This window comes from Halomonas caseinilytica (assembly GCF_001662285.1).
GTDB classification, from domain to species: domain Bacteria; phylum Pseudomonadota; class Gammaproteobacteria; order Pseudomonadales; family Halomonadaceae; genus Halomonas; species Halomonas caseinilytica.
Map to the genome: position 1 here is coordinate 856,114 of NZ_BDEO01000001.1, position 20,273 is coordinate 876,386.

At 66.4% G+C, this 20,273-nt stretch carries 19 protein-coding genes; 16 read left to right on the plus strand and 3 right to left on the minus strand.

What is annotated here, in order from left to right; translation table 11 throughout:
- Nucleotides 1–138 precede the first annotated feature (138 nt).
- From HSDC_RS03790 to ampC, 6 genes are all read left to right on the plus strand, one after another.
- Nucleotides 139–1,047, plus strand: a complete 909-nt coding sequence (locus HSDC_RS03790) for a beta-keto acid cleavage family enzyme (RefSeq protein ID WP_064698560.1) — start codon at nt 139–141, stop codon at nt 1,045–1,047.
- Nucleotides 1,044–2,000 carry an L-carnitine dehydrogenase gene (locus HSDC_RS03795; protein WP_064698561.1) on the plus strand — a complete coding sequence of 319 codons (957 nt, stop codon included), beginning with the start codon at nt 1,044–1,046 and terminating at the stop codon, nt 1,998–2,000. The genes HSDC_RS03790 and HSDC_RS03795 overlap by 4 nt, the downstream gene beginning before the upstream one ends.
- The gene (locus tag HSDC_RS03800) at nt 2,000–2,464 is read left to right on the plus strand and encodes a thioesterase family protein (RefSeq protein ID WP_064698562.1); all 465 of its coding nucleotides are present in this window, start codon (nt 2,000–2,002) and stop codon (nt 2,462–2,464) included. Before HSDC_RS03795 ends, HSDC_RS03800 begins: the two co-directional genes overlap by 1 nt.
- Before the next feature lie 169 nt (nt 2,465–2,633).
- The gene (locus HSDC_RS03805) at nt 2,634–4,235 is read left to right on the plus strand and encodes a BCCT family transporter (protein WP_064698563.1); all 1,602 of its coding nucleotides are present in this window, start codon (nt 2,634–2,636) and stop codon (nt 4,233–4,235) included.
- Nucleotides 4,235–5,053, plus strand: coding sequence for an alpha/beta hydrolase fold domain-containing protein (locus HSDC_RS03810; protein WP_064698564.1), 819 nt, complete (start codon nt 4,235–4,237; stop codon nt 5,051–5,053). Before HSDC_RS03805 ends, HSDC_RS03810 begins: the two co-directional genes overlap by 1 nt.
- Nucleotides 5,054–5,210: 157 nt before the next feature.
- The gene (gene ampC, locus HSDC_RS03815; protein ID WP_064698565.1) at nt 5,211–6,347 is read left to right on the plus strand and encodes a class C beta-lactamase; all 1,137 of its coding nucleotides are present in this window, start codon (nt 5,211–5,213) and stop codon (nt 6,345–6,347) included.
- 70 nt (nt 6,348–6,417) lie between these two features.
- Here the strand turns inward: ampC and HSDC_RS03820 are convergent, their stop codons facing one another.
- Nucleotides 6,418–7,380: a GlxA family transcriptional regulator gene (locus HSDC_RS03820; protein WP_064698566.1), complete on the minus strand. Its 963-nt coding sequence runs from the start codon at nt 7,378–7,380 to the stop codon at nt 6,418–6,420.
- Between the two features lie 68 nt (nt 7,381–7,448).
- Nucleotides 7,449–8,387 (minus strand): ABC transporter substrate-binding protein, encoded by a 939-nt coding sequence (locus tag HSDC_RS03825; RefSeq protein ID WP_064698567.1) that lies wholly within the window; start codon nt 8,385–8,387, stop codon nt 7,449–7,451.
- A gap of 199 nt (nt 8,388–8,586) precedes the next feature.
- On the opposite strand from HSDC_RS03825, the gene HSDC_RS03830 reads away from it, so the two are divergent.
- On the plus strand, nt 8,587–9,546 hold the full coding sequence (locus HSDC_RS03830; RefSeq protein WP_064698568.1) for a GlxA family transcriptional regulator: 960 nt from the start codon (nt 8,587–8,589) through the stop codon (nt 9,544–9,546).
- A gap of 117 nt (nt 9,547–9,663) precedes the next feature.
- A complete protein-coding gene (locus HSDC_RS03835) occupies nt 9,664–10,893 on the plus strand; it encodes a TauD/TfdA family dioxygenase (protein ID WP_064698569.1) in 1,230 nt (409 codons plus the stop codon).
- 50 nt (nt 10,894–10,943) lie between these two features.
- Here the strand turns inward: HSDC_RS03835 and HSDC_RS03840 are convergent, their stop codons facing one another.
- Entirely contained in the window at nt 10,944–11,942 is a 999-nt protein-coding gene (locus tag HSDC_RS03840; RefSeq protein WP_064698570.1) for a GlxA family transcriptional regulator, read from the minus strand.
- Between the two features lie 138 nt (nt 11,943–12,080).
- Between HSDC_RS03840 and tmpA the strand changes: the two genes are divergently transcribed.
- From tmpA to HSDC_RS03880, 8 genes are all read left to right on the plus strand, one after another.
- On the plus strand, nt 12,081–13,220 hold the full coding sequence (gene tmpA / locus HSDC_RS03845; RefSeq protein WP_064698571.1) for a 2-trimethylaminoethylphosphonate dioxygenase: 1,140 nt from the start codon (nt 12,081–12,083) through the stop codon (nt 13,218–13,220).
- Nucleotides 13,217–13,804, plus strand: a complete 588-nt coding sequence (locus HSDC_RS03850) for an HD domain-containing protein (RefSeq protein ID WP_064698572.1) — start codon at nt 13,217–13,219, stop codon at nt 13,802–13,804. Before tmpA ends, HSDC_RS03850 begins: the two co-directional genes overlap by 4 nt.
- The gene (locus HSDC_RS03855; RefSeq protein ID WP_064698573.1) at nt 13,801–15,396 is read left to right on the plus strand and encodes a 5-guanidino-2-oxopentanoate decarboxylase; all 1,596 of its coding nucleotides are present in this window, start codon (nt 13,801–13,803) and stop codon (nt 15,394–15,396) included. Before HSDC_RS03850 ends, HSDC_RS03855 begins: the two co-directional genes overlap by 4 nt.
- Nucleotides 15,397–15,577: 181 nt before the next feature.
- Nucleotides 15,578–16,516, plus strand: a complete 939-nt coding sequence (locus HSDC_RS03860; protein ID WP_064698574.1) for a glycine betaine ABC transporter substrate-binding protein — start codon at nt 15,578–15,580, stop codon at nt 16,514–16,516.
- A 78-nt stretch (nt 16,517–16,594) separates the two neighbouring features.
- Complete coding sequence (locus tag HSDC_RS03865) at nt 16,595–17,794, plus strand: pyridoxal phosphate-dependent aminotransferase (protein WP_064698575.1); 1,200 nt, start codon at nt 16,595–16,597, stop codon at nt 17,792–17,794.
- Nucleotides 17,795–17,801: 7 nt separating this feature from the next.
- Nucleotides 17,802–18,596, plus strand: a complete 795-nt coding sequence (locus tag HSDC_RS03870) for an ABC transporter ATP-binding protein (protein WP_064698576.1) — start codon at nt 17,802–17,804, stop codon at nt 18,594–18,596.
- A gap of 37 nt (nt 18,597–18,633) precedes the next feature.
- Entirely contained in the window at nt 18,634–19,404 is a 771-nt protein-coding gene (locus HSDC_RS03875) for a transporter substrate-binding domain-containing protein (protein WP_064698577.1), read from the plus strand.
- 154 nt (nt 19,405–19,558) lie between these two features.
- Nucleotides 19,559–20,272, plus strand: coding sequence for an ABC transporter permease (locus HSDC_RS03880; protein WP_064698578.1), 714 nt, complete (start codon nt 19,559–19,561; stop codon nt 20,270–20,272).
- Nucleotide 20,273: the final 1 nt, after the last annotated feature.

The window sequence follows — 20,273 nt, forward strand, 5'->3', positions numbered from 1 at the left end:
CACCTCGCCGGGGCAGCATACGTTCGTCGCCCACACGCCGTAGATTGGCGCATCATATCAAGTCGATGTCGTCTTGTGCTTATTCGACATCGTCATCTTCACGGACACTCCTCTCAGACTCACACAGGAGGTCCGACCATGAACCGCAACGTCATCCTGACCTGCGCCGTCACCGGCGCCGGCGACACCACCGGCAAGAACCCCAACGTGCCGGTGACTCCCAGGCAGATCGCTGACAACTGCATCGAAGCCGCACGCGCCGGTGCCAGCGTGGCTCACATCCATGTGCGCGATCCCGAGACCGGCGGCATCAGCCACTCCCTGGATCACTTCCGCGAAGTGATGGAGCGCGTCCGCGAATCCGACACCGATATCGTCATGAACATCACCGCCGGTGGTGGCGGCGACTGGATTCCCGATGCCACGGACCCGACCCGCGGCGGCCCGGGCACCGACATCCAGACCCCAGCCCAGCGTCACGAGCCGGTGGGTGAACTGCTGCCGGAACTCTGCACCCTGGACTGCGGCAGCCTGAACTTCGGCGACATGGTCTACATCAACACTGCCGACTGGCTGCGCGAACACGCCCGGTTGGTGCAGGCCGCCGGCGTCAAGCCCGAGCTCGAGTGTTTCGATCTCGGCCATGTGTGGTTCGCCCGCCAGCTTCAGCGGGAGGGGCTGATCGACGGCAACCCCTTGTATCAACTCTGCCTGGGCATCCCCTGGGGCGCCGAGGCCGATACCGAAACCATGCTGACCATGCGCAACAAGCTGCCGGAAAACGCCGACTGGGCGGCTTTCGGCATCGGCCGCCATCAGATGCCGATGGTCGCCCAGGCCGCGCTGCTCGGCGGTCATGCTCGGGTCGGCCTGGAAGACAACCTCATGCTGGAGAAAGGCGTACTGGCCACCAACGGCCAGCTCGTCGAAAAGGCCACCGGCATCATCGAACATCTCGGCGGCCGCGTCATGACACCGGCCGAGACCCGCTCGCATCTCAAGCTGCGCGATCCGGTAACCGGTCGCATCGCCGGAGGTGACGCATGAGCCGCCAACTGTCCGTCATCGGTACCGGCGTCATCGGCAACGGCTGGATCGCCCGGGCGCTGGCCCAGGGCTGGGACGTGGTGGCCTTCGACCCAGCACCCGAAGCCGCCGAACGCACCCGCGACTTCGTCGCCAATGCCTGGCCCTCGCTCGAGGCGCTCGGCCTAGCCGAGGGAGCGGCCCCCACCCGCCTGACCTTCGTCGACAGCCTCGAGGAAGCGGTGGCCGGCGCCGACCTGGTCCAGGAGAACGTGCCGGAACGCCTCGAGCTCAAGTGCGAGATTCTCGCCGCCATCGACGCTGCAGCGGCACCCGGCGTGATCGTCGGCTCCTCCACGTCCGGCTTCAAGCCCAGCGACCTGCAGCGCGACTGCGCCTGGGTGCCGGGCCGGGTGATCGTCGCTCACCCCTTCAACCCGGTCTACCTGCTGCCGCTGGTAGAGCTGGTTGGCGGCGAGGCCACCGAACCCCATCAGATCGAGCTGGCCCAGGCGCTCTATCAGGAACTGGCCATGCGCCCGCTGGTGGTGCGTCGCGAGATCGAGGGCCACATCGCCGACCGTCTGATGGAGGCGCTGTGGCGCGAAGCCCTGCACCTGGTCAACGACGGCGTGGCGACCACCGAGGAAGTCGATGCCGCCGTGGTCTACGGCTGCGGCCTGCGATGGGCGCTGATGGGCACCTTCCTGACCTTCCACCTGGCCGGTGGCGATCAGGGCATGCGTCATATGCTCGAGCAATTCGGTCCGGCACTGAAGCTGCCCTGGACCAAGCTGGAAGCCCCGGAGCTCACCGAGGAGCTGATCGACAAGGTCGTCGAGGGCTGCGAGTACCAGGCCGCGGGCCGCCCGGTGGCCGAACTCGATCGCCGCCGCGACGACTTCCTCGTCGAGGTGCTCGGCCTGGTGAAGAAGTACTGGCCCGAGGCGGAAGGCCTCGAAGGACGAATCTGATGGCGCTGCTCGAAACCCGCGTGGCCCCGGAATGGGTCGACTACAACGGCCACATGAACGATGCCGAGTACGCCCGAGCGTTTTCCCTGGCGGTGGAGGAACTGATGCACCGTCTCGGCCTCGACGAGAACGGCCGTCGCCACCATGGGTACACCCTCTACACCCTGGAAACCCATCTCTGCTATCGCCGCGAGGCCCATGAGGGCCAGATACTGCATCTCGAGGCAACGCTGCTCGAGCGTGATGCCAAGCGCCTGCATGTCTTCTTCGAGATGCGGGACAACGAGGGCAACCTGCTGGCCACCAGCGAGCAGATGCTGATGGGTATCGACAGCCAGGCCGGCCGGCCAGCGCCCTTCCCCAGCGAAGTGAATGAAGCCGTCGCGGCACTGTCCCGAGTCGAGCCCGATGCCTGGCCGGAACTTGCCGGACGGCGCATCGGCCTACCCCCGGCCAAGCGCTGAACGGCACCATCGACGAGATGCCGCCCGGTCATGACCGGGCGGCAACGGGATCACCGGCCCGAGGTCCGGATCAAAGAGGATTTCGCTTATCGCTACTTCAACCCCTCCCACTCCGCCCGAGGCACCGCAGGGCGACACTGCCTCGAACCGCGCGACATCGACGGACTACATGGTGACCGAACTGTCCCAGCGGGGGTTCTTCCAGGGTATGCACAAGGGCATGACCCTGGCCTCCGCCGGTCTGGTGCTGACCTTCGTGCTGTTCACCGGGCTCGGCTCCGACATGGCCGGCAGCGTCTTCGGCACGGCGCGCACCTGGATCGAAGGCACCTTCAGCGGCTACTACCTGATGACCGTCATGCTGCTGATGGCCGTCTGTGCCTTCATCGTGGTCAGCCGCTACGGCAGCATCCGCCTGGGCAACGACGATAGCCGCCCCGAATTCAGCAATTTCGCCTGGTTCTCGATGCTGTTCTCTGCCGGCATCGGCATCGGCATCCTCTTCTTCGGCGTCGCCGAACCGGTCTTCTACCTGGATGACAGCGGCGCCTTCGGTTACCCCAACAATCCCCACGCCGACATGGCCGGTGCCACCGCCATCGGCTACGAACGCGCCATCGACGCCCTGCGCGTCTCGGTCTTCCACTGGGGTCTGCACGGCTGGGCCATCTACGTCATCGTCGGGATGTCGCTGGCCTACTTCGCCTATCGGCGGGGCCTGCCCCTCGCCTTGAGATCGGCCCTGTATCCCTTTATCGGCGACCGCATCTATGGACCCATCGGCCATCTGGTCGACATCCTCGGCGTACTGGGCTGCGTGTTCGGCGTCGCCACCTCGCTGGGGCTCGGCGTGAGCCAGATGGCCGTCGGCCTGCAGCGCCTGGTCGGCATCAGTGACGGCCTCGGCACTCAACTCATCCTGATCGCCGTGATCTCGGCCGTCTCTATCCTCTCGGTGGTATCCGGCGTGCAGAAGGGCATCAGGATCATTTCCGAACTCAACATCTGGGTCTCGGTTCTCGTGGTCGGCGCCTTCCTGCTCGGCGGTCCCACTCTATGGCTGATCCAGGCCTTCGGCGCGACTCTGCTCGACTACGCCGCCAACTTCATTCCCATGGGCCTGTGGTATGCCGACGAGCCGGCGTCCGCCGACTGGCAGCAGGCCTGGACCATCTTCTACTGGGGCTGGTGGCTGGCCTGGGCGCCCTTCGTCGGGTTGTTCATCGCGCGCATTTCTCGCGGACGCACCCTGCGCGAGTTCGTACTCGGCGTGCTGCTGGTACCGACTCTGATCATTTTCGTCTGGCTGGTGATCTTCGGCGGCAATGCGCTCTATCAGGAGCTCCACGCCACGAGTGGTCCCGGCAATGCCGGCATCATCGAGCTGGTCAATGCCTGGAATCTGCCAGCCGCGCTGTTCGCCAGCGCCGACGGCATCGCCGGCACCGGCACGCTGGGCTGGACACTCTCGGCACTGATGGTGTTTCTGCTGATGAGCTGGTTCGTCACCTCGTCGGATTCCGGCACCCTGGTACTGACCACCATCCTGTCGCTCGGCAACGACGATCCGCCCCAACGTTTCCGGGTCTTCTGGGGCGTGGTGATCGGCCTGGTCGCCGCCGTACTGCTGGTGGCAGGCGGACTCAAGGCACTGCAGACCGCCTTGATTGCCGCTGCCCTGCCGTTGAGCGCGGTTATCCTGGTCATGACCGCCGGCGTGCTGGTCTCGTTGCTGCAGGAATCGCGCCGCGCGCGTCGCGCCGCCCAGTGATGCGCCACGAGACCTTTCAGCGACGCTTCGCGCACGCACTCGATGCTATCGCCGGGTTGCCCGTGGAGGCGGCTCGGCAGCGTTACGATGCGCTCTGTTCGGGCTTCGCGCCTGCCGATCCCGCCGGCATGACGGTGCTCGACGAACGCATCGCCGGCGTCAGCGTGCGTCGCTTTCAGCCGGCCAAGTTCAAGGCTGGCCCGATCCTCTATGCGCATGGCGGTGGATGGTATCTCGGCTCGCCGCGCAGCCATCACGGCATCACGGCCGATCTCGCCGAGCGGCTGGGCCGCGAAGTGATCAGCGTCGACTATCGGCTGGCCCCGGAGGCCAGCTACGCCGAGGCTCTCGACGACTGTCGTCGAGTGGCCGAGGCCTGCGCCCCCGTGGCCCTGGCCGGTGACAGCGCCGGCGGGCGGCTGGTCCTGGATGTCGCCCGGCAATCGCCGTGGCGCGGCCTACTGGGCCTGATCTACCCACCGGTGGGCCGCCTGTCCCCGACAACCCTGGGGCCGGACGCGCCGCTGCTCTCGCGGGACGATATCCTGACCTTGTGGCACGCCATCGCCAGGGATGTCCCGATGTCCGACGATGCCTCGCCACCGGCAGGCTGTATCGAGATACTGTCGGTGGAGCGCGACCCCCTCACCCGTCCGCTCGAGATGGCAGTCGACGCCTGGCGCCACGCCGGTGCCGATATCGGCTATCGCCGAGCCCCAGGCATGCTGCACGGCGCCCTGCACGCCCATGCCAGGCTCGATGCCATGCAGACGGCTTGGCATGACGTCTGTCATGCCCTGGCAAACCGGCTGGCATGAGACCGTCGCTCGCCGCTTCAGCTACAAATTCAATTTATATCAGCGGATAGAAATGATCGATTGTGCCGCCATTCCCGCCTGTCTAGGCTTCAGCAGCACTGCCATGTCGCCTCGCACATGACATCCGGGTCATCACTCTCATCAAGGAGTTTCACACATGTCGTCCCGACTGCTTCCCCTCGCACTCGCTGTTGCCGCCGGTTCCGCCCAGGCGGCGGCTGGCCCCTGCCACGACACCACCATGGACCAGCAGGTCGAGACGCTGATGACCCGCCATGACATCCCAGGCGTCTCCGTGGCCATGGTGGATCATGGAAAAGTGTGCGTCAGTCATTATGGCGTAGCCTCCCGGGACACCGGCGCCACCGTGGACGATGCCACCCTGTTCGAGATCGGCTCGGTCAGCAAGACCTTCACCTCAGTGCTCGCCGCCTGGGCGCACCAACAGGGTGGATTCGAGTGGAACGACACTGTCGCCAGCATCGAGCCGGACTTCGATGGCAGCCCCATAGGCGAGGTCTCCATGATCGAACTGGCGACCTACACGGCCGGCGGCCTGCCGCTGCAATTTCCCGAAGGCGTGACGGCTCGAAACGCCCATGATTATTACGCGAGCTGGCAACCAGAATATCCGCCCGGCACCCAACGCCTCTACTCGAACCCCAGCATCGGTCTGTTCGGCGAGCTGGCATCCCGGAGTCGCGACATTGCCTTCGAGGCGTTGATGCAACAGCGTGTCCTGCCGGCGCTGGGGCTGGAACACACCTGGCTCGAGGTACCCAAAGACCGGGCACGCCACTATGCCCAAGGCTACAATGGTGACGACGAGCCGGTGCGGGTCAATCCCGGCGCCATGGACGCCCAGGCCTACGGCATCAAGACCACGGCACTGGATCTGGTGCGGTTTGTCCAGGCCAACATCGACGCTCATCGACGTGACGACTCGATCTCTCGGGTCCTGCTGGAAACCCAGCACGGCTATGCTACCGTCGGCGACATGCAGCAGGGCCTGGGTTGGGAGAGCTATGCCCTGCCGGTCTCGCTCGACACACTCCAGGCCGGCACCACCTCAGAGATGGCTCTGTCGCCCCAGCCCGCCCGCCTGCTCGACACCGAGGGCGACCCGCAACCACAGCGCTGGTACCACAAGACCGGCTCGACCGGTGGGTTCGGTGCCTACGCCGCCTACATGCCTGCCCGCGAACAGGGCATCGTGATCCTTGCCAACAAGGGGTATCCCAATGAGGAACGTGTCGAAGCGGCCTGGCGCATTCTGACGTCGCCGGATCACTGATCGAGACGCGTCTTCGGCGCGACCCAGGATCGACTCGTGCAGCCGCTCCCGGACATCGCCGGACCGCACCTCATCCCTTTCGGATCTGTCGAGGGGAGCGGCCATAATGTCCGCGAAATGCCCGGGAGAAACTCGAACTCGAGCCGAAACCACAGGCCAGTCCCACGGCCAGGATATCCAGGTCGGTCTCTTCGAGCAGGTAACGGGCCCGCTCCAGCCTCAGGCCCAGATACCACTCCCGGGGCGACTGCCCGAGCTCGCGCTCGAAGAGGCGCTGCAGATGACGCAGCGAAATGCCGCTGCGTTGCGCCACCTCCGCCAGGCTCAACGGTGTCTCCAGATGCTGCTCCATCAGGTCGACGGCTTCCACCAGGCGGCGGCGATGCGTTCCCAGGCGGCGCGCCAGCGTCATGCGTTGCTGGTCGCGGCGCGTGCGGATCCGCTCGTGCACCAGTTGCTCCGAGACATCGATGGCCAGCTGGTGACCATGACGCCGGGCGATCACATCCAGGGCCATGTCCATGGCGGCCGCGCCTCCGGCACAAGAGAAGCGCCGGCGCCCGAGCTCGAACAACTCATCCGACGTCTCGATGGCCGGAAAGCGTTCCTGAAAGGCCGGCAGGCTCTCCCAATGCAGGGTGACCCGCTCGCCCTCCAGCAGGCCGGCAGCGGCAAGCAGGAAGCAGCCCGTATCGAGACCGCCCAGCACGCACCCAGCTTCGTCCATGCGGTGCAGCCAGCGCATCAGGGCACGGCTCAGGCAAGATTCTGGATCGAAACCGCTACAGACGGCGAGCGACGGGAGGTGATGCACCTCCTCGATGGACTGGTCGGCGAGCAGCGTCATGCCGTTGGAGGCCGTCACCGGCTCGCCGTCCTGGCTGAGCAGCGTCCAGTCGAACAGCGGTCGGCCACTGATTCGGTTGGCGATGCGCAGCGGCTCGACGGCCGAGAAGAAGGCCATCATCGAGAAGCGTGGCAGCAACAGAAAGCCGACGAGCTCCGGCGTGGGACCGCTGTAATCGAGGCGCATGACGGCAAGCCAAGGGGGAAAACGAGCCGGTCATGATGACCGGCCGGGGACTGTCGGGCAAGCTGGCTTCAATCGAAACGCGCCTTGACGGCCTCGATGGCGGGACGACCGTCGCGGGCTGCAACGCCCTCGAGCCAGGCCGCCACGGTGCCGTAGTGCGACGCGATCCATTCGCTGGCCACCTCGTCGGCGGGCCGCTCTTCGTAACTGTAGGCATGCACCCAGTCGTTCTGGTCGGCCGTGTCCACCACGTACTGCGTCATGAAACGATGGACATCGGCATCCCGCTCTTGCAAGTCATCCGGCACCACGGTCCAGACCGTGCTCTCGATCTGCGCCACGCCGGCGTCGTCAGCGTCCTCGAGATAGACGAGATCGAAGCTGACATTCATCCAGTGCGGCTCCCAACCGACGAAGGTCACCCACTCGCCGTCGCGCATCTTCTGCTCGGCCTGGGCGAGCATCGCCGCCGTGGAACTCTCGCGCAGCGTCCAGTCGCCGAGATCGGCCAGATCCTCGTCAATGGCCGCATTGAGGGCGGTATTGATGCCAGTGCCCGCCTCGATGCCCAGGATGGTAGCGTCGAAGCGCTCACGATGCGCCTCCAGGTCCGCCACCGACTCGATGCCGGCTTCATGGACATAGCGCGGCACCACCAGCCCCGAGACCGCGCCCTGGATGTTGGCGGCGGCCTTCTCTACCTTGCCGTCGGCCACCAGCGGCCCGACCATGTCGGTCTGTACCGGATACCAGCCGCCCAGGTAGGCGTCCAGATCGCCCTGGGCAACGCCATTGAGTATCACGCTCACCGCCAGGTCATTCTGGCGGGTTTCGTACCCCATGGCTTCCAGCAACTGGGCGGCGACCTCGGACTTGACGGTCACCCCCGGCCATGGCGGCACACCGAAACGAACTTGCTCGAGATCGGCCTGGGCCAGGGGCGCGGCCAGGGACGTCAGGGCCAGAGTGGTCCCCAGCAGGGGCCAACGACGTTGCAAACTCAGCATGGCGAACTCCTCTTGGAACGGCAATCCCACCAGTCTGACGCCTTTCCCCATGACGACTTGGCCTGACTCGACCTTGAATCGACATAAAGCGACATGACCACCGCTTTCCTGTCCCTATTCGCATGCCCATTGCAAAGAGCGGGATGCCCCCTACAATCGACGCAACAACGACCGTCCCCCACCGGCCAGGTCCTCCTTCATGCGTCTACAGCCCCGGGTCTGCGCACCGGAATCCATCGGCTTTTTGCTGCTGCCGCGTTTCGCCATGGTGGCCTTCTTCTCGGCCATCGAGCCGCTGCGCATCGCCAACCGCATCAGCCAACGTACGCTGTTCCACTGGGACGTCATCAGTCGTGACGGCAGCCCTGTCACCGCTTCCAACGGCATGCCCCTGGCCGCCAACTGGTCACTGCAGGACGCCCCCGAGACACCCAGCCTGGCGGTCTGCGCGAGCTTCGCCCCCGAACACGCCCTCGACACCGAACTGCTGGACTGGTTGCGCGCCAGGGCCTCGGCCGGCTGCGTGCTGGGTGGCATGGACACGGGGTGCTTCGCGCTGGCGGCCGCCGGCCTGCTCGACAACCAGACCGTGACCCTGCACTGGGAGTCGCTGCCAGAATTCCGCGCGCGATTCCCCGGCATCGAGGCGGTCGAATCGCTCTACGAAGTCTCGGCCGAAGGCTTCTCCTGCGCCGGCGGCAGCTCGGCCATCGACATGAGCCTGGACCTGATCGCCCGCCGACACGGCGACGAACTGGCCGGTCGAGTACGCGAGCAGCTCGTCCACGACCAGGGCCGCCTGCCTGCCAGCCGTCAACGCCATGCCGTTCGTTCGGCAGGCCGAGCCAATCCGCTGCTCGATCGGGCCATCGCCCTGATGGAAACGAATCTCGAAGCGCCACTCGGCATCCAGGCCCTGGCCGATGAGCTCGGGCTCTCCTGGCGAAGGCTCGAGCGCCTCTTCGAGCGTCACCTGGGCCAGACACCGCAGCATTTCTACTTGGAGCGCCGCCTGGCCCATGCCCACCAGCTTCTGATCGACACCCGCCACAGCATCATGGACATCGCTTTGGCCAGCGGCTTCGCCTCGGCCTCCAGCTTCACCCGGGCCTTCCGCCGCCGCTACGGCCTGACGCCGAGCCGACTGCGGCAACGTTGACCGGACGCCTCGACTGTCGAATCGTGCACACTCGTTGTCGAATCGGGTCGCATCGCACCACCTCTCGGCTGGCATCCTGAATTGCCTCATCACGTGATCCCTCTCAGGAGATGCCTCATGACCGAGACCGCCCTTCCGCTGACGCCGGATTACGATGCCTGGCCGATCGAAGCCCACATCCTGACTGTGGAAAGCTCGCCGCGCCAGGTTTCGGTACGCTGGAGCGACGGCCGTGTCAGCCGCTATCACAGTATCTGGCTGCGCGAGAACGCCGCCGACGAGACCACCGTCAATCCGGCGACCCGCGAGCGCATTCTCGATCTCTCTACCCTACCCGCCTGGCCGGAAATCGGCAGTGTCGGGATCGACGACAGCGGTGCCTTGTGCATCGACTTCGTGCCCGAGGATCGTCGCCTGCGCTTTCACCCCGGCTGGCTGCGTGCCCACGATTACGACAACGCCACCGACGCCGAGGCAGCGCTGATCCCGGTGACCACCTGGCTCGGCGGTCCCGACGAGCAGCCCGACAGCCTGGACGCCAGCGGCCTGCTCGACAGCGCTCCCGGCAGCGCAGCCGAAGAAGCGATCCTCGCCCCGGCTCTGGAGAGCGTGCTCGGCAAGGGGCTGGTGCGATTGCGCAACCTGCCTACCGAACCCGGCTCGCTGGAAGCCATCGCCCGGCGTATCGGTCCGGTGCGTCCCACCAACTTCGGTGAGTTGTTCAACGTGCGCGCCAAGCCAGACCCGGATTCCAACGCCTACACCGCGATCGCCCTGCCACCCCACGTGGATTTGCCGACCCGCGAGTATCATCCCGGGCTCCAGTGCCTGCACTGTCTCGAGAACAGCGTGGCCGGCGGCGAAGCGGTGATGCTCGACGGTTTCGCCGTGGCCGAAGCCTTGCGCGAACGCGACCCGCAGGCCTATGCCACCCTGACCCGCGTGCACTGGCGTTTCGCCAATACCGCCCGCACTACCGATTACGTCTGGCATGCACCGATGATCTGCCTGGACACTCGAGGCGAGCTGCTCGAAGTGCGCATTGCCGACTTCCTGCGCGGCCCCCTGCAGACCGCTTTCGAGGACGTCGAGCCAGCCTACGAAGCCTTGATGGCCCTGCAACGCCTGCTGCGCGAGCCTGGGTTCGCCATCCGCTTCACCTACCAGCCCGGCGACCTGGTGATCTTCGACAACCGGCGCCTGTTGCACGCTCGGGATGCCTTCGAGGGCGACAGCGGTCATCGCTGGCTGCAGGGGTGCTATCTGGAACGCGACGAGATCCGCTCGCGCTACCGCATGGTCCAGCGCGCCCGGCGTCAACGACGGATCGGCGCCGAGGACCGCTGAGCTGATGTCTAGCGCCGCATGGTCGAACCTGGTCAGCTTTCAGAGGATACCTAGCCTCGATCGGCCGTCACACTGGGCGCCTCCCCGAAACGCGCCCGGTAGGCCCGCGAAAAGTGCGCCAGATGCACGAATCCGGTGGCCAACGCCGCCTCGGTGACCCGGCAGCGGCTGGCGGCGAGCAGGCGCTGGGCCTGGTCGAGCCGCATGCCCAGATAGCATTGCTTGGGCGTCTCGCCGAAATGGGCCATGAAGCGGCGCGTCAACTGACGCTGCGACTGGCCCACCAACCGGCAGATCTCGGGAATGGGCAGCGCCTGGGCCAGATTCGCCTCCATCACCGCCAGGGCCCGCAGCACACTGCGCGGCAGGTGCGCATAACGCTCGTCACGGCTCGATGAAGGATCATCGTCGCCACGCTGGTGAACCAGCTGGCGACCCACCGCATTGGCCAATGCAGGGCCATAGAGCCGCTCCATCCAGGCCAGCATCATGTCGATGCTCGCCGAACCGCCCGACCCGGTCAGCCGCGACGCATCCAGCTCGAAGCGTGCCTGGCTGATCCTGAGCTGCGGGAACTCGCGACGAAACGCCGGCACGCTTTCCCAGTGCATCGCCACCCGATGTCCTTCCAGCACGCCCGACCGCGCCAGGATGAAGGGCGCCGTGTCCAGTCCACCCAGCCAGCCGCCATGCGCCGCCACTCGGCGCAGCACGGCGAGATCCTGCCCCTGGATGGTGGCTTCCGCCTCATAGGAGGACACCACCATCAGATGCGCGTCATCGGCCACGGTATCGAGTTCGTCATCGACGTCGATACGCACGCCATTGCTGGCGATCACTCCCTCTCCATCGGCGGACAACAACCGCCAGGCGAACAGGTCCCGACCGAAACGGTTGGCCACACGCAATGGCTCCAGCAGGCAGAACAGGCTCAGCATCGAAAACTTGGGTACCAGCCAGACATCCAGGGTGTACTCGGCCTGCTCGGGCGCCAGCAAAGGCGGAGAATCCGGTCGTGGATAGGGCCAGGCGTCGGTAAGCTCGCTCATTATGGCCAAAAATATCAAATATAAGGCGAATTTATGCAAATGGTAGCGGAGCAGTGGCGTTAGGGTAAAGCCAGTCGCGCATCGGCGCCGGTGGCGACGCCTCGTCACGGTCCACGCAACACCCGGAGATAGATCGTCATGACCGCAAGCGACACGCTGTGGCTGTCCTCGGACGGACAGCGCCTGAACCTCGAGACCCAGGGCCAGACCCGCGAATTCGCCGCCCTCTGGCTGCGCGAACGCGCGCCCGATCCCGACACCCTGGATCCGCGAACCGGCCAGCGCCTGATCGAAGCCGCCGAGCTGCCGCTCGACCTGGCCGTGGAAAGCGCCGAATTGACTGGCGAGCACGTGGCACTACGCTTCAGCGACGGTCACGCCACGGCCTTTCCACTCGCGGAACTGATCGAGGCCAGCACCGAGAACGACACCAGCGTGCCCGACCGCACTCTCTGGGATGCCAGCCTGTCCGAGCCGCCCAAGGCGGACTTCGCGGCCGCCCGACAGGACGATGCCGCCCTGCTCGACATGCTCGAGAACCTGCATCGCTTCGGCTTCGTGCTGGTGTCCGGCGTGCCCACCGAGGAAGACGGCATGCAGGCGCTGATCGATCGCATCGGCCCCTTGCGTCGCACCAACTGGGGCGGCATCGCCGACGTCAAGTCGGTGGCCAATGCCTATGACCTGACCATGACCCAGCGCGGACTCGAGCCGCACACCGACAACCCCTATCGCGACCCCATCCCCGGCTACATCTGGCTGCACTGCCTGACCAATGCCGCCGATGGCGGCGACAACACTCTGGTCGACGGCTACCAGGCCGCGCTGACGCTCAAGGCCCGCGCCCCCGAAGCATTCGACTGCCTGACCCGTATCGCCCCGGGTTTTCGCTACCACGACGACACCACTTGCTTGGAAGGCGAAGGGCCCTTGATCGAGCTCGACAGTCAAGGCCGCCTGTCGCGCGTGCGCTTCAATAACCGCACCGAGCGCGTCGGCGCCCTCTCCACCGATGAGCTCGAACGCTACTACGCTGCGCGACGGACCTTCTATCGCCTGATCACCTCGGACGAGCTGACCGTGCACCTAAAGCTCGACCCCGGCCAGATGCTGATCATGGACAACTACCGCCTGCTGCACGGACGGCGCGCCTACCAGCTCGCCGGCGGCGTGCGCCACCTGCGTCAGGGCTACGTCGATCGTGACAGTACCGCCAGCCGCCGCCTGGTGCTGCGTCGCCAGCTATCCAGCCAACCGTCCCAGGAGGTCAGCGCATGAATCAGGCCCGTTTCCGCCGTTTCGACGAAAGCCGGCTCGACGAATGGCAATTGATCGACGCGCGTTTCCGCGACTACCAGGCCGACGCTCCGCGTCGCGTGCTCGCGCATCTACACCGCCTGGCCGGCGACCATCACGGCTACCCGGTGGATCGCTTCGAGCACAGCCTGCAGACCGCGACCCGAGCCCTGCGCGACGGTGCCGACGAAGAAATGGTCGTGTGCGCCCTGCTGCATGACATCGGCGACGACCTGGCGCCGGCCAACCATGCCGAGATCGCCGCGGGGATCCTCGAGCCATTCATCGATCCGCTGAATGCCTGGATGATTCGCCATCACGAACTCTTCCAGGGCTATCATTACCGTCACTTCTTCGGCCAGGACCGCCACGCCCGGGAGCAGTTCCGCGACCACCCGGCCTATGTCCGCACGGTGCGCTTCTGCGACCACTGGGATCAGGCGAGTTTCGATCCCGACTACGACACCCTGCCGCTCGAGCATTTCGTGCCCATGGTCGAGCGCGTTCTGGGCCGCCCGCCCTTCGGCGGCCTGCCCGACCCGATCGAGGAGAACGAGCCCCGATGACGTGTGCCCAGCGACTGATCCAGCTCCTCGAGGCCTACGGCGTCGATACCGCCTTCGGCATCCCCGGCGTGCATACCATCGAGCTGTACCGTGCGCTGGGCGAAAGCCGGCTGCGCCATGTGACGCCACGCCACGAACAGGGAGCCGGCTTCATGGCCGACGGCCATGCCCGGGCGAGCGGCAAGCCCGCCGCCTGCTTCATCATCACCGGCCCCGGCATGACCAACATCGCCACCGCTATGGGCCAGGCCCTGGCCGATTCGGTGCCCATGCTGGTGATCTCCAGCGTCAACCAGCGCGCCAGCCTGGGGCGCGGCCAGGGGCGCTTGCACGAGATGCCCCACCAGCGCGAGACACTGGCCGGCGTCAGCGTATTCAGCCACACCCTGCACGACCCCGAGGCACTGCCCGAGGTGCTGGCCCGCGCCTTTGCGATATTCGACAGCGCCCGCCCCGGCCCCGTGCATATCGAGATTCCCCTGGACGTGATGGGCGCTCCGGTCTCCGATGCTCCCGTCACGCCCACCCGTAGCTACCCGCCGGCACCGGCACCCGAGGCACTGAGGCAAGCCGCCGAATGGCTCGGCGCCGCGGTTCGGCCGCTGGTACTGCTCGGCGGCGGCACCGTCGATGCTCCGGACGTCGCCCGCATCCTGGTCGAACGGCTCGACGCCCCGGCGTTTACCACCATCAACGCCAAGGGCGTACTGGGGCTCGACCATCCGCTGGATCTGGGCGCCACCGCCAGCCTGCCCGCCGCCCGCCGGCTGGCCCGCGACGCCGACGTGGTGCTGGCCATCGGCACGGAGCTTGGCGAGACCGACTATGATCTGGTCTTCGACGGCGGCTTCGTCCTCGATGGCCGCCTGATCCGGGTCGATATCGACCCCCAGCAGCTCGGTCGCAACCAGGCCGCCGACCTGGCCCTGCTCGCCGAAGCCGGCCAGACCATGACGGCCCTGGTCGAACGACTGCCCGAATCAGCAGCACGCGACGGTACTGCTCGCGCCGAGGCCGTGCGCCGGGAACTCGCCCTGCTCGAAGAGCCCGAGATCGCGCCCTATGCCCCGCTCTTCGCCACCCTGCACGAGGCGCTGCCCGAGGCTATTGTCGTCGGCGATTCCACCGGCCCTGTCTATGCCGGAAATTTCCTGGCTTCGCTGCCGGCACCCCGCCGCTGGTTCAACGCCGCCACCGGCTTCGGCACCCTCGGCTACGGCCTGCCCGCCGCCCTCGGCGCGGCCTTGGCCTGTCCCGATCGTCCGGTGGTCGCCCTGGTCGGCGACGGCGGTCTGCAGTTCGTGCTCGGCGAGCTCGGCACCGCCCGCGACCTGGGCCGCCCCGTCGCAGTGGTGATCTGGAACAACGACGGCTATGACGAGATACGCCGCTACATGGCCGCAAGCGAAATACCCAAGCTCGGTGTCGACCTGGCCGCCCCCGATTTCCAGGCCCTGGCACAGGCCTTCGCCTGCCGCTACCGCCGTATCGCCGACCCGGCCACGCTGGGCGAGGCGTTGGCCAGCCTCAACGACACCACATCGCCACTGATCGTCGAGGTCGACGCCGCCGGCTGGGCCGCATCCCTGTAATACAGCAACTGTCAGCTTCATCGCCAGGCAGTAGACCAAGAGCCGGGGACAGGTCAGAGAGAAGGGTCTACAGCGCCTCCTCGTCGACCTGTCGACGGATCAACCAGAGGGCATAGACCACGGTTGTCCTGCAGAGACAGTCACGCTAATTGACAAATTCAAATCAGGAGACATCCGAGATATGACGACCAGGATCCCCATCACCCTGACTCTGCTCGCCGGCCTGACCCTGGCCGGCCCCACCACGGCCGCCGATCGCGACGACGAACTCCGCCTGGTCGTGCCACCCTGGCCCGGCGTGACCGTCAAGAGCGAGATCCTCGCACAGCTCATCGAGCCGCTGGGATACACCGCCAGCAAGCAGCAGCTCAGCTCCACGGTCGGCTACAACACCCTGCAGACCGGCGACAGCGACGCCTTTCTCGCCGGGTGGCTGCCTGCGCAGCAGGAAAGCTACGACGCCGCCATGCAAGCCGACGCCATCATCGATCTGGGCAACAACGTCAACGGCGCCCGCATGGGCTTCACGGTGCCAAGCTACGTCTACGAGGCGGGCATCACCAGCGCCGAACAGCTCGCCGATCCCGAGGTGGCCGAACGCTTCGGCAAGACCGTCTACAGCATCGAGAGCGGCTCCACCGTCACCGACATGCTGAACAAGGCCATCGAGGCCGACACCTACAGCCTCGGTGACTGGGAAAGCATGTCCTCGTCCACGCCCGGCATGCTCAGCGAAGTCGAGGCGGCCGTGAACGAAGGTCGCTGGATCGTCTTCTACGGCTGGACACCCCACTGGATGGTGCCGGAGTACGACACCCGCATCCTCGACGACCCGGCAGGCGTCTACGGTGCCGACAACGGTCGCAGCGACGTCAGGACCATCGTCGCCAAGTCCTACGCCGAGGCCAATCCCAACCTGACGCGCCTGCTCGACCAGTTCGTGCTCAGCGCCGACGAACAGAGCGACTTCATCCGCGACTACAGCCTCGAGGAACGCGAACTGGACGTCGTGGCCCATGACTGGCTGGCCGCCCACCCCGAGCGAGTCGCCGAATTTCTCGAGGGCGTCGAGACTCGCGACGGCGGCGATGCGCTCGACGCCGTGAAGGCCAGCCTGTGATGCGTCTTGAAGCCTTCGACACCGCCGACACCACCACCAATCTGGCCACTCCCGAGCGGGCCACTCTGTGAGATTGCCATGCGTTATTCCCGACTGACCGACCGCATCGCCGGCGAAGGCGCCGCCGCCTGGAACATCCACTATCGCGCCCTGGCGCGCCGGGAAGCCGGCGAGGACATCACCGTGCTCTCGGTGGGCGATCCCGACTTCGACACCCCGGCGCCTATCGTCGACAGTGCCGTAGCCAGCCTGCGTGCCGGCGCGACGCACTATGCCGACGTCCAGGGCAAGGACAGCCTGCGCGACGCCATCGCCGAGCGCTACCGCCGACGTGGCGTCGAAGCCGACCCCGAGCGCATCATCGTGATGGCCGGGGCCCAGTGCGGCCTCTATGCCGTTGCCCAGTGCCTGCTCGACCCCGGTGACGAAGTGATCGTGCCCGAGCCCTGTTACGTCACCTACGAAGCTGTGCTGCGCTCCACCGACGCGACCATGGTGCGCATCCCGCTGCGCAGCGATGCCGGCTTCCGCCTCGACGCCGCCGACATCGAGGCGGCGATCACTCCGCGCACCCGGGCGATCATGCTCAATAGCCCGCACAACCCCACCGGGCAGCTCATCGACGCCGATACCTGGCACGCCATCGCCGAGCTGTGCCATCGCCACGACCTGTGGCTGGTCTCCGACGAGGTCTACGCCAACCTGGTCTTCGAGGGAGACCACCAGTGCGCCGCCGCCCTGCCCGGCCTGGAGGACCGCAGCGTGGTGATCGACAGCCTCTCCAAGTCCCACGCCATGACCGGCTGGCGACTGGGCTGGGTCCTCGGCCCCCGGGAATTGATTGCGCACCTCGGCAACCTGGCGCTGAGCATGCTCTACGGCTGCCCGGACTTCATCCAGGACGCCGCCCGGGATGCCCTGACCCGGGAGATCCCGGAACTCCAGGCCATGCACGAAAGCTACCGGGCCCGGCGTGATGCCGTCTGCGCGGCCTTGGCGGATTGCCCGGCCGTGGAGGTCATTCCCCCGGCGGCCGGCATGTTCCTGATGGTCGACATACGCGCCACCGGCCTGTCGTCCCAGGCCTTCGCCGACCGGCTGCTCGACGAACACGGCGTCTCGGTGCTCTCCGGCGAGGCCTTCGGCTCCTCCGCCGCCGGCTTCGTTCGGCTGAGCCTGACTGTCGACGAAGCCCGTCTGACCGACGCCTGCCGACGCCTGGCCCGCTGTGCCGAAACGGCACGCGACACGGCCGGCCCTCTGTTCACCGTTCAATGAGTCGCCTATGACATCATCGCTCGACGATCACACTCCGACCGCCACCGCCGCCCCGGCGGTGCAGGCGCGCCACCTCGTCAAACGCTACGGCGACCTCGAGGTGCTGCGCGATGTCTCCCTCGAGGTCCCCGAGGGCAGCGTTACCTCCATCATCGGCGCCAGCGGGTCCGGCAAGAGTACCCTGCTGCGCTGCCTCAACCTGCTGGAACGCCCCGACCAGGGCGACCTGGCGATTGCGGATGAGGCAATCCGTTTCGACCGCAATCCCCAGGGCGACGTCGTCGGCCTGGACCGGCGCCAGCTGCAACGGCTGCGCGCCAAGGTCAGCATGGTCTTCCAGCAGTTCAACCTGTGGCCGCACTTCAGCGTGCTCGGCAATGTCACCGAGGCCCCGATGCGAGTCCAAGGGCTCTCGCGCCGACGTGCCACCGAGGTGGCCGAGCATTATCTGGCGCGCGTCGGCATGGCCGACAAGCGCGACGCCTACCCGGCCTTTCTGTCCGGCGGCCAGCAGCAGCGCGTGGCCATTGCCCGTGCGCTCGCCATGGAGCCACGCCTGCTGCTGTTCGATGAGCCGACCTCGGCCCTGGACCCGGAACGCGTCAATGAAGTGCTCGGCGTGATCCGCGGCCTGGCCGACGAAGGCCGCACCATGGTGCTGGTCACTCACGAGATGGCCTTCGCCCGGGAAGTCTCCGATCAGGTGGTGTTTCTCGACCGCGGCGTCATCGGCGTCGCCGGCACCCCCGAAGAGGTCTTCGACGATCCACGCTGCCAGCGCTTCGCCGCGCCGGCCGCCTGATCGCCTTCCCTTTCCAATAATGAGCAAGGAGAACACCATGCAACGCGCCCTCATCCCCGCCATCGCCCTTTCCATCGCCACTCTCGGCGGTGCTGCCCAGGCCGCCGAGCCGCTGCAGATCGGTATTTCCGCCGAACCCTACCCGCCCTTCACCTACACCTCGTCCGAAGGCGAATGGACCGGTTTCGAAGTGGAACTTGGACTGGCCATCTGCGAGGCCATGGAAGCCGAGTGCGAAATCCAGCCCACCGGCTGGAGCGGCATCATCCCCTCGCTCAAGGCCGGACGCATCGACATGATCATGAACTCCATGTCGATCACCGAAGCCCGCCAGAAGGTCATCGACTTCAGCGATCCCTACTACTTCACTCCCGGTGCCTATGTCGCCGCCGACGACCTGGAACTGAGCCTGCCCGAAGGGCTGGACGGCCTGGTGCTGGGCGTGCAGAGCGCCACCACCAACGCCACCTATGCCCGGCGCGCCCTGCGCGATACCGGCGTCGATATCCGTCTCTACGACCAGGCCGAGCAGGTCAACCGTGACCTGCTCTCCGGGCGCCTGGACGTGATCCTGGCCGACGAGATCGCCATGAACGAGCTGATCGAGCGCGACGAGGCCGAAGGCTTCGAGATCAAGGGCACCGCGCCGCATCACGAGGCCTACGGCGAAGGCGTCGGCATCGGCATTCGCCAGGGCGACAGCGAGCTGAAGGCCAACCTCAACGCGGCCATCGAACAGGTCCAGCAGGATGGCACCTGCGGTTCGCTCTCCGAGGAGTACTTCGGCACCGACATCTGCACCGGCTGAACACCCTCTACCAATCTCGTGACCCGGGCTGCCGAACGACAACACCCCGCCGGCGGCCCCACCATGTCAACGCAAGCGAGGCGCCGATCCCGCCAGCGTACGGAGAGCCACTGACCTGGCGTTCGGTCGGCACCTGGCAAGGTGCTTTACGATCATGAACAACCTTTCGCAAGAAGGCTTGGCCGACTGGGCCGGCCCCATTCTCCAGGGCGCTCTGACGACCCTGGAGATCGCCGTGCTGGCCTATGCCATCGGCCTCGCGCTGGGCCTGGTCGGCGCCAGCGCACGTCTCAGTCCCTGGGCACCGATTCGCGGCCTGGCCACGCTCTACTCCACGGCGGTGCGTGCCGTGCCCGAGCTGTTGCTGATCATCCTGCTCTACTATGCCGGTTCCCAGGCACTCACCGCCGTGACCAATGCCATGGGCTTTTCCGGCCAGGTGGCCATCAATGGCTTCGTGACCGCCGTAGGCGTGCTGGCCTTCGTTCAGGGGGCCTACATGACCGAGGTACTGCGCGGTGCCATCCTGGCCATTCCTCGAGGCCAGCTCGAGGCGGCCGATGCCTTCGGTTTTTCGGCCTGGGCACGCTTCCGACGCATCGTCGTGCCCGCCATGCTGCCCAATGCCCTGCCTGGCATGTCGAATCTCTGGCTGATCCTGATCAAGGACACCGCCCTGATCAGCGTCATCGGCTACAGCGAGCTGTTCTTCACCATCCAGCAGGCCGCCGCCAGCACCCGCGCCCACTTCCTGTTCTATGCCGCCGCCGGCGTCATCTACCTGGCGATGACACTGTCGTCCACGGCGCTGTTCGCGCGCCTGGAACGTTACCTGCGTCGCGGCCAGCCGACCACCGAGGAGACCTGAC